General features: G+C 65.5%; 14 protein-coding genes. 13 read left to right on the top strand and 1 reads right to left on the bottom strand.

Features of this window, described 5'->3' with window-relative positions; all coding sequences use genetic code 11:
* Positions 1-34 precede the first annotated feature (34 nt).
* The 6 genes from recQ (at position 35) to rpsJ (ending at position 7,195) form a co-directional block, all read left to right on the top strand.
* Positions 35-1,882 (top strand): DNA helicase RecQ, encoded by a 1,848-nt coding sequence (gene recQ / locus GA0116996_RS26460; protein WP_092317639.1) that lies wholly within the window; start codon positions 35-37, stop codon positions 1,880-1,882.
* A gap of 355 nt (positions 1,883-2,237) precedes the next feature.
* Entirely contained in the window at positions 2,238-2,615 is a 378-nt protein-coding gene (rpsL, locus tag GA0116996_RS26455) for a 30S ribosomal protein S12 (RefSeq protein ID WP_010810460.1), read from the top strand.
* A gap of 224 nt (positions 2,616-2,839) precedes the next feature.
* The gene (gene rpsG / locus GA0116996_RS26450; protein ID WP_012354147.1) at positions 2,840-3,310 is read left to right on the top strand and encodes a 30S ribosomal protein S7; all 471 of its coding nucleotides are present in this window, start codon (positions 2,840-2,842) and stop codon (positions 3,308-3,310) included.
* Between the two features lie 117 nt (positions 3,311-3,427).
* A complete protein-coding gene (fusA, locus tag GA0116996_RS26445; RefSeq protein ID WP_092317636.1) occupies positions 3,428-5,536 on the top strand; it encodes an elongation factor G in 2,109 nt (702 codons plus the stop codon).
* Between the two features lie 82 nt (positions 5,537-5,618).
* Positions 5,619-6,809, top strand: coding sequence for an elongation factor Tu (gene tuf / locus GA0116996_RS26440; protein WP_092317633.1), 1,191 nt, complete (start codon positions 5,619-5,621; stop codon positions 6,807-6,809).
* 77 nt (positions 6,810-6,886) lie between these two features.
* Positions 6,887-7,195 (top strand): 30S ribosomal protein S10, encoded by a 309-nt coding sequence (rpsJ, locus tag GA0116996_RS26435; protein WP_006160488.1) that lies wholly within the window; start codon positions 6,887-6,889, stop codon positions 7,193-7,195.
* Positions 7,196-7,297: 102 nt separating this feature from the next.
* Here rpsJ and GA0116996_RS26430 read toward each other — a convergent pair whose 3' ends face one another.
* On the bottom strand, positions 7,298-8,311 hold the full coding sequence (locus GA0116996_RS26430; protein ID WP_092317630.1) for an AraC family transcriptional regulator: 1,014 nt from the start codon (positions 8,309-8,311) through the stop codon (positions 7,298-7,300).
* A 277-nt stretch (positions 8,312-8,588) separates the two neighbouring features.
* On the opposite strand from GA0116996_RS26430, the gene GA0116996_RS26425 reads away from it, so the two are divergent.
* The 7 genes from GA0116996_RS26425 (at position 8,589) to rplW (ending at position 14,364) form a co-directional block, all read left to right on the top strand.
* Positions 8,589-9,818 carry a dienelactone hydrolase family protein gene (locus tag GA0116996_RS26425; RefSeq protein WP_092317627.1) on the top strand — a complete coding sequence of 410 codons (1,230 nt, stop codon included), beginning with the start codon at positions 8,589-8,591 and terminating at the stop codon, positions 9,816-9,818.
* A gap of 78 nt (positions 9,819-9,896) precedes the next feature.
* Positions 9,897-10,685: an SDR family oxidoreductase gene (locus GA0116996_RS26420; RefSeq protein WP_092317624.1), complete on the top strand. Its 789-nt coding sequence runs from the start codon at positions 9,897-9,899 to the stop codon at positions 10,683-10,685.
* A gap of 33 nt (positions 10,686-10,718) precedes the next feature.
* Positions 10,719-11,960: a styrene monooxygenase/indole monooxygenase family protein gene (locus GA0116996_RS26415; RefSeq protein ID WP_092317621.1), complete on the top strand. Its 1,242-nt coding sequence runs from the start codon at positions 10,719-10,721 to the stop codon at positions 11,958-11,960.
* A gap of 1 nt (position 11,961) precedes the next feature.
* Complete coding sequence (locus GA0116996_RS26410; RefSeq protein ID WP_092317618.1) at positions 11,962-12,462, top strand: flavin reductase family protein; 501 nt, start codon at positions 11,962-11,964, stop codon at positions 12,460-12,462.
* Positions 12,463-12,769: 307 nt separating this feature from the next.
* Positions 12,770-13,420, top strand: a complete 651-nt coding sequence (gene rplC, locus GA0116996_RS26405) for a 50S ribosomal protein L3 (RefSeq protein WP_010812397.1) — start codon at positions 12,770-12,772, stop codon at positions 13,418-13,420.
* A 12-nt stretch (positions 13,421-13,432) separates the two neighbouring features.
* On the top strand, positions 13,433-14,053 hold the full coding sequence (rplD, locus tag GA0116996_RS26400) for a 50S ribosomal protein L4 (RefSeq protein ID WP_022536862.1): 621 nt from the start codon (positions 13,433-13,435) through the stop codon (positions 14,051-14,053).
* The gene (gene rplW, locus GA0116996_RS26395; RefSeq protein ID WP_006576245.1) at positions 14,050-14,364 is read left to right on the top strand and encodes a 50S ribosomal protein L23; all 315 of its coding nucleotides are present in this window, start codon (positions 14,050-14,052) and stop codon (positions 14,362-14,364) included. The genes rplD and rplW overlap by 4 nt, the downstream gene beginning before the upstream one ends.

Raw genomic sequence — 14,364 nt, 5'->3', positions numbered from 1 at the left:
TACGGCTTTTCCGGCTCCAGCATTTCCGTTGTCCATGTCGCAAGCACTGGCGATCCTCAAGGATGTCTTCGGCTACCACGCCTTCCGCGGGCGCCAGGCCGAGATCATCGACCACGTCGCCACGGGCGGCGATTGCCTGGTGCTGATGCCGACCGGCGGCGGCAAGTCGCTGTGCTACCAGATCCCGGCGCTGCTGCGCCAGCGCGCCGGCGATGGCGTCGGCATCGTGGTGTCGCCGCTGATCGCGCTGATGCAGGACCAGGTCGCGGCGCTGACCGAGGCCGGCGTGCGCGCCGCGGTGCTCAACTCGACGCTGACCGGAGCCGAGGCCTCCGCGGTCGAGCGCGACCTGCTGGCCGGGCGCATCGAGCTCCTCTACGTGGCGCCGGAACGGCTGATGACGCCGCGCTTCCTTGACCTGCTGGAGCGCACCCGCGTCGGCCTGTTCGCGATCGACGAAGCCCATTGCGTCTCGCAATGGGGCCATGACTTCCGGCCCGAGTACATCCAGCTGTCGGTGCTGCACGAACGCTTCCCGTACGTGCCGCGCATCGCGCTGACCGCGACCGCCGACGCGCTGACGCGCGACGAGATCGTCGAGCGGCTGGCCCTGCACGACGCGCGCATCTTCATCTCAAGCTTCGACCGGCCCAACATCCGCTACCGCATCGTCGAGAAGGACAATGCGCGCCAGCAGTTGCTCGCCTTTATCAAGGCCGAACATACCGCGGCCGACGGCAGCCACGACAGCGGCATCGTCTACTGCCTGTCGCGCAAGAAGGTCGAGGACACCGCGCAGTGGCTGAGCGGCCACGGCATCAACGCGCTCGCCTACCATGCCGGCATGGATGCCCAGGTGCGGCAGCACCACCAGGCGCGCTTCCGCGAGGAGGAAGGGCTGGTGATGGTGGCGACGATCGCCTTCGGCATGGGCATCGACAAGCCCGACGTGCGCTTTGTCGCCCACCTGGACCTGCCCAAGAGCATGGAGGGCTATTACCAGGAAACCGGCCGCGCCGGCCGCGACGGGCTGCCCGCCAATGCCTGGATGGCCTACGGCCTGGGCGACGTGGTGCAGCAGAAGCGCATGATCGACGAATCCGAGGCCGACGAGGCCTTCAAGCGCGTGTCGTCGTCCAAGCTCGATGCGCTGCTGGGCCTGTGCGAAACCGCTGGCTGCCGGCGCGTGCGCATCCTGGCGTATTTCAACGAAGCCAGCGAACCCTGCGGCAACTGCGATACCTGCCTCGAGCCGCCCGCGACGTGGGATGGCACGCGCGAGGCGCAGATGGCGCTGTCCTGCGTCTACCGTACCGCGCAGGCCAGCCGGGTGCACTTCGGCGCCACCCACCTGATCGACGTGCTGCGCGGCAATGCGTCGGAGAAGATCCGCCAGTGGGGACACGACAATGTGTCCACCTTCGGCATCGGCAAGGACCGCTCGGTGCATGAGTGGCACACGGTGTTCCGCCAGCTGATCGCGCAGGGCTTGCTGACCATCGACCACGGCGGCCATGGCGCGCTGCTGCTGGGCGAGGAAGCGCGCGCGGTGCTCAAGGGCGAGCGCCAGATCATCCTGCGCCGCCAGGCCACCCGCCCCGGCAAGTCCGGCGAGCGCGCCGCGCGCGGCACGCGCCCCGACCATACCGCCGACATGGACGCCGACACCCTGGCCAACTGGGAGGCGCTGCGGCGCTGGCGCACCGAGGCCGCGCGCGAGCACGGCGTGCCGGCCTATGTCATCTTCCACGACGCCACCCTGGCGGAACTGGCCCGGACCGCGCCAGACTCGCTGTCCGCCATGCAGGGCATTCCAGGTATTGGCGCGTCCAAGCTGGAGCGCTACGGGCAGTCGATCCTGGCGGCGCTGCGCGCGGTCTGATCCGGACGGAAGGCCTGTTGCAGGCCGGACATGCAGGTGGGTATACGGCTTGACGGTATACGATTCCGCTGCTAGGATGCCAGATTCGAGTTTTTGGCTTTGGATTTCGCTCGCCCGTCGGATAAGTGGCCTTCAGGTCGCTGCCGGCAAGCCTACCGGACTGGATTTCCCATGGACGGGTGGCGGCAGACGCGGGATCCGGGTGCCGGCTCGCGCTCTTTGGCATGCTGTTACCGCACAGTCCCGTCTCCAGAGCGCCCGCTCACCTCTCCCGCCCAAAACCCGTAGTTGCCTCTCCAGCCTGGCGCATGCCGGCGCGAGGGGCGTTTTTCGTAAAACCAAGCTGGATTGAACAATGCCAACTATCAACCAACTGGTTCGCAAGCCGCGTGTCTCGGAAGTCGTCAAGAGCAAGAGCCCGGCGCTTGAGAACTGCCCCCAGCGCCGTGGCGTGTGCACCCGCGTGTACACCACGACGCCGAAGAAGCCGAACTCGGCACTGCGTAAGGTCGCCAAGGTGCGCCTGACCAACGGTTTCGAAGTCATTTCGTACATCGGCGGTGAAGGCCACAACCTGCAGGAACACTCGGTCGTGCTGATCCGCGGCGGCCGTGTGAAGGATCTGCCGGGTGTGCGTTACCACATCGTCCGTGGCTCGCTGGACCTGCAAGGCGTGAAGGACCGCAAGCAGGCCCGTTCGAAGTACGGCGCGAAGCGTCCGAAGGCAGCCTAAGTTTCGGCAGCCTGGGCCCGCAAGGCCCGAAGCAACAGACGATAGCCTGTGGCGCGAGTCATGGTGCTGTCACCAGGCGGCGGTACAACGGAGCGCCTTTTTGGCAACCGTGCCGTCGAGTAAGTGGTCACCCGGCGAATTTGCTGTCTTTGCATGCAAGCTAGTTGGTGGCCGGAGAGCGGGAAACTCTGACCGCGCTCTCAACTGAATCTAAAGGAAAGAAGATGCCACGTCGTCGTGAAGTCCCGAAGCGGGACGTTCTGCCTGATCCGAAGTTCGGCAACGTTGAAGTTGCCAAGTTCATGAACGTGCTGATGCTGGATGGCAAGAAGTCGGTTGCCGAACGCATCGTGTATGGCGCGTTCGACCAGATCGAAAAGAAGGCAGGCAAGGCCCCCATCGAAGTGTTCTCCGTTGCCATCAACAACGTGAAGCCGGTGGTGGAAGTGAAGAGCCGTCGCGTGGGCGGCGCCAACTATCAGGTTCCGGTCGAAGTCCGTCCGTCGCGTCGTTTGGCATTGGCGATGCGCTGGCTGCGTGAGGCCGCGAAAAAACGCAGCGAGAAGTCGATGGCGCTGCGCCTGGCAGGTGAGCTGCTGGAAGCTGCTGAAGGCCGTGGCGGCGCGATGAAGAAGCGCGACGAAGTGCACCGCATGGCCGAAGCCAACAAGGCGTTCTCGCACTTCCGCTTCTAAAGCGAGCGAAAACATTGTTGGTTGCCGGGCGGGCTGTGTTTTTACACATCTCGCCCGTTTGTGTTAGGGGCGCGGGCCATGAGATGCCGGCGCCTCACGGACGAATAGAGGATTAAAGTGGCTCGTAAGACTCCCATCGAGCGTTACCGCAATATCGGTATTTCGGCTCACATTGACGCGGGTAAAACCACCACGACCGAGCGCATCCTGTTCTACACCGGTGTGAACCACAAGATCGGTGAAGTGCACGACGGCGCCGCCACCATGGACTGGATGGAGCAGGAGCAGGAGCGTGGTATTACCATCACCTCCGCTGCCACCACCGCCTTCTGGAAGGGCATGGCCGGCAACTACCCCGAGCACCGCTTCAACATCATCGACACCCCGGGCCACGTGGACTTCACCATCGAGGTGGAGCGTTCCATGCGCGTGCTGGACGGCGCCTGCATGGTGTACTGCGCCGTGGGTGGCGTGCAGCCGCAGTCGGAAACCGTGTGGCGTCAGGCCAACAAGTACAAGGTGCCGCGTCTGGCGTTCGTCAACAAGATGGACCGTACCGGCGCGAACTTCTTCAAGGTCTACGACCAGCTGAAGACCCGCCTGAAGGCCAACCCGGTGCCCGTGGTGGTGCCGATCGGCGCTGAAGACGGCTTCCAGGGCGTGGTCGACCTGCTGGAAATGAAGGCGATCGTCTGGGACGAAGCCAGCCAGGGCGTGAAGTTCGAATACCAGGACATCCCGGCCGAGCTGCAAGCCACCGCTGAAGAATGGCGCGAGAAGATGGTCGAGTCCGCCGCCGAAGCCAGCGAAGAGCTGATGGAAAAGTACCTGGGCGGCGAAGAGCTGACCCGCGCCGAGATCGTCAAGGCGCTGCGTGACCGTACCATCGCCTGCGAAATCCAGCCGATGCTGTGCGGCACCGCGTTCAAGAACAAGGGCGTGCAGCGCATGCTCGACGCCGTGATCGACTTCCTGCCGTCGCCGGTCGACATTCCGCCGGTTACGGGCACGGACGAGGACGACAGCGAGAAGAAGCTCGAGCGCAAGGCCGACGACAACGAAAAGTTCTCGGCACTGGCGTTCAAGATCATGACCGACCCGTTCGTCGGCCAGCTGATCTTCTTCCGCGTGTACTCGGGCAAGGTCAATTCGGGCGACACCGTGTACAACCCGGTGAAGCAGAAGAAGGAGCGTCTGGGCCGTATTCTGCAGATGCACGCCAACCAGCGCGAAGAAATCAAGGAAGTGCTGGCCGGCGACATCGCCGCCGCGGTGGGCCTGAAGGATGCCACCACGGGCGACACGCTGTGCGATCCGGCTGCCCCGATCGTGCTCGAGCGCATGGTGTTCCCGGAGCCCGTGATCTCGCAGGCTGTCGAGCCGAAGACCAAGGCTGACCAGGAAAAGATGGGCATCGCCCTGAACCGCCTGGCCGCCGAGGATCCGTCGTTCCGCGTGCGTACCGATGAAGAATCGGGCCAGACCATCATTTCGGGCATGGGCGAGCTCCACCTCGAAATTCTGGTCGACCGCATGAAGCGCGAATTCGGCGTGGAAGCCAACATCGGCGCGCCGCAGGTGGCCTACCGCGAAACCATCCGCAAGAAGGCCGAGGACGTCGAAGGCAAGTTCGTCAAGCAGTCGGGCGGCCGCGGCCAGTACGGTCACGCCGTGATTACGCTGGAACCGCAAGAGCCGGGCAAGGGCTTCGAGTTCATCGACGCCATCAAGGGCGGTGTGATTCCTCGCGAATACATCCCGGCGGTCGAAAAGGGTATCGTCGACACGCTGACGGCCGGTATCCTGGCTGGCTTCCCGGTGGTGGACGTGAAGGTCACGCTGACGTTCGGTTCGTACCACGACGTGGACTCGAACGAAAACGCGTTCCGCATGGCCGGCTCGATGGCTTTCAAGGAAGCCATGCGCAAGGCCAGCCCGGTTCTGCTCGAGCCGATGATGGCCGTGGAAGTGGAAACGCCGGAAGACTACACCGGTACCGTGATGGGCGACCTGTCGTCCCGCCGCGGCATCGTGCAGGGCATGGACGACATGGTGGGCGGCGGCAAGATCATCAAGGCCGAAGTTCCGCTGTCGGAAATGTTCGGTTATTCGACCGCGCTGCGCTCGGCCACGCAAGGCCGCGCCACCTACACCATGGAATTCAAGCACTACGCCGAGGCGCCGAAGAACATCGCCGAAGCAGTGATGGCGGCCAAGGGCAAGTAAATAAGCTGTATGCCGCCGCGTCCGCCAGGACGCGGCGGCGTGATGAATCGACAAGACTGCATTCCATTAGGAGCTGAAAAAAATGGCAAAGGAAAAGTTCGAGCGGACCAAGCCGCACGTGAACGTTGGTACGATTGGTCACGTTGACCATGGCAAGACCACGCTGACCGCAGCGATCGCCACGGTGCTGGCAGCGAAGTTCGGTGGTGCGGCCAAGAAGTACGACGAAATCGACGCAGCGCCGGAAGAAAAGGCCCGCGGTATTACCATCAATACCGCCCACGTCGAATACGAGACGGCCAACCGCCACTACGCGCACGTTGACTGCCCGGGCCACGCCGACTACGTGAAGAACATGATCACGGGTGCCGCCCAGATGGACGGCGCGATCCTGGTGTGCTCGGCCGCTGACGGCCCGATGCCGCAGACCCGTGAGCACATCCTGCTGGCCCGCCAGGTCGGCGTGCCGTACATCATCGTGTTCCTGAACAAGTGCGACATGGTGGACGACGCCGAACTGCTCGAGCTGGTCGAGATGGAAGTGCGCGAGCTGCTGTCGAAGTACGAGTTCCCCGGCGACGACACCCCGATCATCAAGGGTTCGGCCAAGCTGGCACTGGAAGGCGACAAGGGCGACCTGGGCGAAGAAGCCATCATGCGCCTGGCCGACGCGCTGGACACCTACATCCCGACGCCGGAGCGTGCCGTTGACGGTACCTTCCTGATGCCGGTGGAAGACGTGTTCTCGATCTCGGGTCGCGGCACCGTGGTGACCGGCCGTATCGAGCGCGGCGTGATCAAGGTCGGCGAGGAAATCGAAATCGTCGGTATCAAGCCGACCGTGAAGACCACCTGCACCGGCGTGGAAATGTTCCGCAAGCTGCTGGACCAGGGCCAGGCTGGCGACAACGTCGGTCTGCTGCTGCGCGGCACCAAGCGTGAAGACGTCGAGCGCGGCCAGGTGCTGTGCAAGCCGGGTTCGATCAAGCCGCACACCCACTTCACCGGCGAGGTGTACATCCTGTCGAAGGACGAAGGCGGCCGTCACACCCCGTTCTTCAACAACTACCGCCCGCAGTTCTACTTCCGTACCACCGACGTGACTGGCTCGATCGAGCTGCCGGCGGACAAGGAAATGGTCATGCCGGGTGACAACGTGTCGATCACCGTCAAGCTGATCGCCCCGATCGCCATGGAAGAAGGCCTGCGCTTCGCTATCCGCGAAGGTGGCCGTACCGTCGGCGCCGGCGTCGTGGCAAAGATCCTCGACTAAGCACTTCCTGGGACATGCCCGCGGGCATGTCCCCATTCAACGGGCAGCTTGCCCAATCGCTCTTTTAAGGAAATATCATGCAGAATCAGAAGATCCGTATCCGCCTGAAGGCTTTCGACTATCGCCTGATCGACCAGTCGGCCGCCGAAATCGTGGATACCGCCAAGCGTACCGGCGCGATCGTCAAGGGCCCGGTGCCCCTGCCGACCCGCATCCAGCGCTTCGACATCCTGCGTTCGCCGCACGTGAACAAGACCAGCCGCGATCAGTTCGAGATCCGCACCCACCAGCGCCTGATGGACATCGTCGACCCGACCGACAAGACCGTTGACGCGCTGATGAAGCTCGACCTGCCGGCAGGCGTGGACGTCGAGATCAAGGTGTAATCATGCTTCGGGCTGCTTGCGCAGCCTGCTGCAGCAAAACGGCGAACCTCGGTTCGCCGTTTTTGTTTGATGGCGCGCCGCACGGCAGCGCCCGACAGGCACTTATACGCTGCCGCGCCGGCGCAGCGTCTCGGCCGGGCACTCGCCGAACGCGCGCCGGTATTCGGCGCTGAAGCGCCCCAGGTGGGCAAAGCCCCAGCGCAGCGCGGCGCCCGTCACCGACGACAGCGCCGCATCGTTGAGCAGGTCGTGCCGTACCCGGTCCAGCCGGACCGTGCGCAGATAGGCCATCGGGCTCAGCCCGCGATGCTCGCGGAACCCCGCATACAGGCTGCGCAGGCTGACGCCCGCGATCTCCGCCAGCAGCGCCGGCGTCAGCGCGGCGGCGGCATGGGCGTGGATATACTCCTCGACCACCTTCACATGGCGCGGCGCCAGCGGCTTGCCGTGCCGCTGCAGCGCCTCCGACAGGCTGTGCGGCTGCAGCGTCAGCAGCGCGCCGATCACCAGCTGCTCGAGCTGGCATGCCGTGAGCGGATGGCGCGCCGCTTCCGGCGCCGCCGCCAGCATCTGCGCCAGATACTCCATCAATGAATACCAGCCGGCGCTGCGCCAGGCCATGCCGAGCTGGAAGCGCAGCGGCGGGTCGGGCCGATGCCCGAGATAGGCGGCGCACACGCGCTCCAGCGCGCTGCGCTCGATGCGCACGATCAGCTGGTCGTTGTCCGCGCTCCAGCGCATCAGCAGCGGATCGCTGGGCGTCAGCACGGAAGCGCAGTCCGGCGTCGACACGATCTGCTGCGCGCCGCAACGGATCTCGGCCTGCCCGCTGAGCGGCATCTGCACCAGCAGGAAGTCTCCGAGCGGGCCCGGGTCGATGGTGACATCGGCCCCGTAGGCGAGCCGGTTCAGCGATACCGCGCCCAGCGGGGCGTGGTGCATGCGGGCCGACAGGCTGGTCCCGCGGATATCGAGCCGGTGAGGCTTGAAGACCTTGCCCACCGCCGCGCGTGTCTGCCCGAGATCGGTCGAGGCGAACACCTGCCGCCCGGCATCGTATAGCAGGGCATGCGCCAGCGGCGCCGGCGGGCGGGCAGTCGGGGGCAGCTGCAACATGGTCTCGCTCCTCTGGCGTGGCCGCGGCGCTGGCTGGCGTCCACGGCGGCGGGCCGGGGCGCCATGCGCGCAGCATGGTCCACGCAACCACTATAGCGGATCGACCCGCGCGACCCTGGCCTTGCGTTGACCGAAGCCTGACTTTCCTGCACTAATCGGATAGCCGCTGCAGCGAGCGGCTAGTTTGCTGCGGTGCGGAGCCACCATCATGGGATCCAGCACGGCAGCGCACCCTCACCAGCTGTCAGCCAACAGAGAACGACAAGGAGCGCAGGCCATGGGCCAGACCATCCAGATCCAGACCCCCGAAGGCAGTTTCAGCGGCTATCTCGCCACTCCGGCGGCGGGCAAGGGCCCCGGCATCGTGCTGTGCCAGGAGATCTTCGGCGTCAATGCCACCATGCGCCAGGTGGCGGACTACTACGCCGAGGAGGGCTATACGGTGCTGGTGCCCGACCTGTTCTGGCGCATCGCCCCGGGCATCGAGCTGACCGACCGCGGCGAGGACTTCCAGCGCGCGCTCGGCCTCTATCAGCAGTTCGACGAAGCGAAGGGCGTGCAGGATGTGGGCGCGGCGCTGGAGACGTTGCGCGCGCGGTCCGAATGCGTTGGCCAGACCGGCGTGCTGGGCTTCTGCCTGGGCGGCAAGCTGGCCTACCTGGCGGCCTGCCGGTTGCCCGGCGTGGCCTGCGCAGTGGCGTACTACGGCGTCGGCATCGAACATGCGCTGGGCGAGGCCGCCAACGTGCGGGGCCGCCTGGTGCTGCATATCGCGGAGAAGGACGGCTTCTGCCCGCCGCCTGCGCAGGCGGCGATCCGCGAGGCGCTGGCCGGCCGGGACCACATCGAGGTCTACGTCTATGCCGGCGTCGGCCATGCCTTTGCGCGGTCCGGTGGCGAGCATTTCGACAAGCCCTCGGCGCTGATGGCGCACCAGCGCTCGATCGCGGCGCTGCGCCGCGAGATGGGCCCGCACTACGACTTCTCGGCGCTGTGGGACAAGCATTGCGAGCATGAATTCGCCACCCGCGATGTCGACGCGACCATGGCGACGATGGTGGCGCAGCCCTATGTGAACCATATCCCCACCATGACCGGCGGCGTCGGCCATGCGCAGCTGCGCCGTTTCTACCAGCATCACTTCGTGCACAGCAATCCGCCGGACACGACGCTGATCCCGCTGTCGCGCACGGTCGGCGCCTCGCAGATCGTCGACGAGCTGCTGTTCTGCTTCACCCACACCAGCGAGATCGACTGGATGCTGCCCGGCGTACCGCCCACCGGCAAGCGCGTGGAGATCCCGCTGATCGCCATCGTCAAGTTCCGCGGCGACAAGCTCTACCACGAGCACATTTACTGGGACCAGGCCAGCGTGCTGGTGCAGATCGGCAAGCTGGATCCCACGGGTTTGCCGGTGGCAGGCGTGGAGACCGCGCGCAAGCTGCTGGACGAGACGTTGCCGTCGAACACGCTGATGGCGCGCTGGCAGCAGAGCGAAGGCCAGTAAGCCAGGCGGCACTGAACGGAAGCGGGCCCGCAGAGGCCTGCCCCGCACCGGACACCGGTGACCAAACAGGAGACAACCATGAAGGGATTGCAGGACAAGGTGGCCATCGTCACCGGCGGCGCCACGCTGATCGGCGCAGCCGTGGCCCGGGCCTTCGTCGACGCCGGCGCGCGCGTGGCGATCTTCGATATCGACGCCGCCAACGGCGAGCACGTCGCCGCCGGGCTGGGCAAGGACGCGCTCTTCATCGCGACCGACATCACGCGGGACGACCAGGTCCACGACGCGGTCGGCCAGGTCGCGCAGCGCTTCGGCGGCGTCGATTTCCTGATCAACCTGGCCTGCACCTATCTCGACGACGGCTTCCGCTCCAACCGGGCCGACTGGCTGGCGGCGCTCGACGTCAATGTGGTTTCCGGGGTGATGCTGGCGCAGGCGGTGCATCCGCATATGCGCGCGCGGGGCGGCGGCGCGATCGTCAACTTCACCAGCATTTCCGCCAACGTGGCGCAGACCGGGCGCTGGCTCTATCCCGTGTCGAAAGCCGCGATCGCGCAGCTGACGCGCAGCATGGCGATGGACCTCGCGCCCGAGCGGATCCGCGTGAACTCGATCTCGCCCGGCTGGACCTGGTGCCGGCTGATGGACGAGGTCAGCGGCGGCAACCGCGCCCGCACCGATGCGGTGGCCGCGCCGTTCCATCTGCTCGGCCGTGTCGGTGAGCCTGACGAGGTGGCGCAGGTGGTGCTCTTCCTCTGCTCCGATCACGCCAGCTTTGTCACCGGCGCGGACTATGCCGTCGATGGCGGTTACAGCGCCATGGGCCCGGAGCAGAACGTCCCGGCAATCGGCAAGCTGGCCGGCTGACGCCATCCCCGCATCCACTCAGGAGACCACATCATGCGCCAACGCATCGCCATCGTCGGAGCGGGCCAGTCGGGCCTGCAAATGGCCCTCGGGCTGCAGGCCAACGGCTACCGCGTCACGCTGCTGTCCAACCGCACCCCCGAGCAGATCCGCGCCGGCAAGGTCATGTCCAGCCAGTGCATGTTCGACCGCGCGCTGCAGACCGAACGCGAGCTTGGGCTGAACTGGTGGGACGATGCCTGTCCGCCGGTGCGGGGCATCGGCCTGGCCGTGCCGCATCCCGAGCAGCCCGGCGCCAGGGTCATCGACTGGGCCGCGCCGCTGGACCGGCCGGCGCAGGCGGTCGACCAGCGCCTGAAGATGCCGGCGTGGATGGAGGCCTTTGTTGCGCGCGGCGGCGACCTGCGCATTGTCGATGTCGGCCTCGACGAGCTGGAGGACCTGACCCGCGAGCATGACCTGGTGCTGCTGGCCGCCGGCAAGGGCGAGATCGTCAGCCGCTTCGAGCGCGACGTGTCGCGCAGCCCGTTCGACCGGCCCCAGCGCGCGCTGGCGTTGACCTACGTGACCGGCATGGTGCCGCGCGAGCCGTTCTCGCGGGTTTGCTTCAACCTGATTCCGGGCGTGGGCGAGTACTTTGTGTTTCCAGCGCTGACGCTGTCGGGGCCGTGCGAGATCATGGTGTTCGAGGGCATTCCGGGCGGGCCGATGGACCGCTGGGCCGAGGCGCGCACGCCCGAACAGCACCTCGCCGAAAGCCTGCGCATCCTGCGTACTTATGCCCCATGGGAAGCCGAGCGTTGCGAGCGTGTGGCGCTGACCGACGACAACGGCATCCTGTCGGGCCGCTTCGCGCCGACGGTGCGCAAGCCGGTGCTGACGCTGCCGTCGGGCCGGCTGGTATTCGGCATGGCCGATGCCGTGGTGGTCAACGACCCCATCACCGGCCAGGGCTCGAACAATGCCGCCAAGTGCTGCAAGGTCTATCTCGATGCGATCGTCGAGCACGGCGAGCGGCCGTACGACCGCGGCTGGATGGAGCAGACCTTCGCCCACTACTGGCAATACGCCGGCGATGTGGTGGCGTGGACCAACTCGCTGCTGACACCGCCGCCGCCGCACATCCTGGCGCTGCTGGGCGCGGCGGGGCAGTCGCCGGCGCTGGCGGCCCGCATCGCCAACGGTTTCGACAATCCGCCGGACTACTTTCCCTGGTGGATGGATCCGCAGGCCTGCCACCAGCTGATCGACCACCACCTGCCGCAGGCCGCCTGAGATGGACACCACCAGCCATGCCGCCCCCTCGCTTGATCCGCGCGAACTGCGCCGGGTTTGCGGCCGCTACGCGACCGGCGTGGCGGTCATCGGTGCCTGTACGCCGCAGCAGCGGCCGGTCGGCATCACCGTCAACTCGTTCGCGTCGCTGTCGCTGGCGCCGCCATTGATCCTGTGGAGCCTGGCCAGGCATTCGCCCAATGCTGGCCTGTTCGGACCGGGCGCGCCGTTCGGCGTCAGCATCCTGCGCGCGGGCCACGGCGAACTGGCGCGCCGCTTTGCCACGCCGTCGCCGGACAAGTTCGCCGGCGTTGCCCACCGGTGCTGCCCGCACGGCGTGCCCTACCTGGACGAGGCGCTGGCGACGCTGTCGTGCCGGGTGGAGCGCGCCGACCCGGTGGGCGACCACTTGCTGATCGTTGGCGCCGTCGAAGCGTTCACGGCGGAGGAAGGCGAGCCGCTGGTATTCTATGGCGGCGATTTCGTCCGCCTCGCCGCCTGACCCCACTTCGCGGTGCTCCATGGGCCGCTTCGAATGCCGGCCCGTCGCCCGGACACCACACCCAAATAGCGCAAGCGTCACTACTGTGGCCTCCCTGCCTACATCATTGCGGGGAAATCCGCAATTCATATTGCCCTTTCCAAACTGCTGCGATATAGTGTAAGGCTACCCGTTTCCTCGGGTAGTGGGCTGGCCACTTTGGCCGCGCGCAGTCTTGTTTAGCGCAAGTCCATCCGCGCACAAGCGCAAGCACAGTTTTCGTGTATCAATCAGCCCCGGCCAATCGCAGCTGGGAATGGAGCAAACCATGAGCCTTGGCCTTGTAGGTCGCAAGGTTGGCATGACCCGTATTTTCACGGACGACGGTGAAGCGATTCCCGTGACCGTGGTCGAGGTCGGCGACAACCGCGTGACGCAAATCAAGACGGACGAGACCGACGGTTACACCGCGGTTCAAGTCACCTTCGGCGCACGACGCGCAAGCCGCGTCACCAAGCCGCTGGCGGGTCACCTCGCCAAAGCCGGCGTGGAAGCCGGCGAAATCATCCGCGAATTCCGTATCGACGCAGCCAAGGCTGCCGAACTGCAAGCTGGCGGTTCGCTGTCGGTCGACCTGTTCGAAGTCGGTCAGAAGATCGACGTGCAGGGCGTGACCATCGGTAAGGGCTACGCCGGTACCATCAAGCGCTACCACTTCGCCTCCGGCCGTGCCACCCACGGTAACTCGCGCTCGCACAACGTGCCGGGCTCGATCGGTATGGCGCAGGATCCGGGCCGCGTGTTCCCGGGCAAGCGCATGACCGGTCACCTGGGCGATGTCACCCGCACCGTGCAGAACCTGGAGATCGCCAAGATCGACGCAGAGCGCAAGCTGCTGCTGGTCAAGGGCGCCATTCCCGGCTCCAAGAACGGCAAGGTCATCGTTACCCCGGCCGTCAAGGCCAAAGCCAAAGCTTAAGGAGCGCATGTAATGGAACTCAAGCTCCTCCAGGACAATGGCCAGATCGGCGCCGGCGTTGACGCGTCGCCCGAAGTGTTCGGCCGTGACTACAACGAAGCCCTCGTTCACCAGATCGTCGTCGCTTACCAGGCCAACGCTCGCAGCGGCAACCGTAAGCAGAAGGATCGTGAAGAGGTCAAGCACACGACCAAGAAGCCGTGGCGCCAGAAGGGTACGGGCCGTGCTCGTGCCGGTATGTCTTCCTCGCCGCTGTGGCGCGGGGGCGGCCGTATCTTCCCGAATTCGCCGGAAGAGAACTTCAGCCAGAAGGTCAACAAGAAGATGTTCCGTGCCGGCATGCGCTCGATTTACTCGCAGCTCGCACGTGAAGGTCGTATCAACGTGGTGGACGGTTTCACTGTCGACGCGCCCAAGACCAAGCTCTTGGCCGACAAGTTCAAGGCCATGGGCCTGGACTCGGTGCTGATCATCACCGACAGCCTCGACGAAAACCTCTACCTGGCTTCGCGCAACCTGCCGCACGTGGCAGTTGTCGAGCCGCGCCAGGCTGACCCGCTGTCGCTCGTGCACTACAAGAAGGTGCTGGTGACCAAGGCGGCCGTCGCGCAGATCGAGGAGTTGCTGAAATGACGCAAGTAGCCAAGAACGATCATCGTTTGATGCAGGTGCTGCTCGCGCCGGTGGTTTCCGAAAAGGCAACCCTGGTCGCCGACAAGAATGAACAAGTCGTGTTCGAAGTCGCCCGCGATGCCAACAAGGCAGAAGTGAAGGCCGCCGTCGAACTGCTGTTCAAGGTCGAGGTGCAGTCCGTTCAGATCCTGAACCAGAAGGGCAAGCAGAAGCGCTTCGGCCGTTTCATGGGCCGTCGCAACCACGTGAAGAAAGCTTACGTGTCGCTGAAGCCGGGTCAGGAAATCAATTTTGAAGCGGAGGCCAAGTAA

This window comes from Cupriavidus alkaliphilus (assembly GCF_900094595.1).
In the GTDB taxonomy this organism is placed as follows: domain Bacteria; phylum Pseudomonadota; class Gammaproteobacteria; order Burkholderiales; family Burkholderiaceae; genus Cupriavidus; species Cupriavidus alkaliphilus.
This window is presented reverse-complemented; position numbering and strand designations above follow the sequence as displayed.

Bases quoted from the DNA above. Each gene is read 5' to 3' on its own strand.
- recQ (WP_092317639.1), top strand. From the start codon at position 35: ATGTCGCAAGCACTGGCGATCCTCAAGGATGTCTTCGGCTACCACGCC.
- rpsL (WP_010810460.1), top strand. From the start codon at position 2,238: ATGCCAACTATCAACCAACTGGTTCGCAAGCCGCGTGTCTCGGAAGTC.
- rplW (WP_006576245.1), top strand. From the start codon at position 14,050: ATGACGCAAGTAGCCAAGAACGATCATCGTTTGATGCAGGTGCTGCTC.
- GA0116996_RS26420 (WP_092317624.1), top strand. From the start codon at position 9,897: ATGAAGGGATTGCAGGACAAGGTGGCCATCGTCACCGGCGGCGCCACG.
- GA0116996_RS26425 (WP_092317627.1), top strand. From the start codon at position 8,589: ATGGGCCAGACCATCCAGATCCAGACCCCCGAAGGCAGTTTCAGCGGC.
- GA0116996_RS26410 (WP_092317618.1), top strand. From the start codon at position 11,962: ATGGACACCACCAGCCATGCCGCCCCCTCGCTTGATCCGCGCGAACTG.
- rpsJ (WP_006160488.1), top strand. From the start codon at position 6,887: ATGCAGAATCAGAAGATCCGTATCCGCCTGAAGGCTTTCGACTATCGC.
- rplC (WP_010812397.1), top strand. From the start codon at position 12,770: ATGAGCCTTGGCCTTGTAGGTCGCAAGGTTGGCATGACCCGTATTTTC.
- GA0116996_RS26415 (WP_092317621.1), top strand. From the start codon at position 10,719: ATGCGCCAACGCATCGCCATCGTCGGAGCGGGCCAGTCGGGCCTGCAA.
- rplD (WP_022536862.1), top strand. From the start codon at position 13,433: ATGGAACTCAAGCTCCTCCAGGACAATGGCCAGATCGGCGCCGGCGTT.
- rpsG (WP_012354147.1), top strand. From the start codon at position 2,840: ATGCCACGTCGTCGTGAAGTCCCGAAGCGGGACGTTCTGCCTGATCCG.
- GA0116996_RS26430 (WP_092317630.1), bottom strand. From the start codon at position 8,311: ATGTTGCAGCTGCCCCCGACTGCCCGCCCGCCGGCGCCGCTGGCGCAT.
- tuf (WP_092317633.1), top strand. From the start codon at position 5,619: ATGGCAAAGGAAAAGTTCGAGCGGACCAAGCCGCACGTGAACGTTGGT.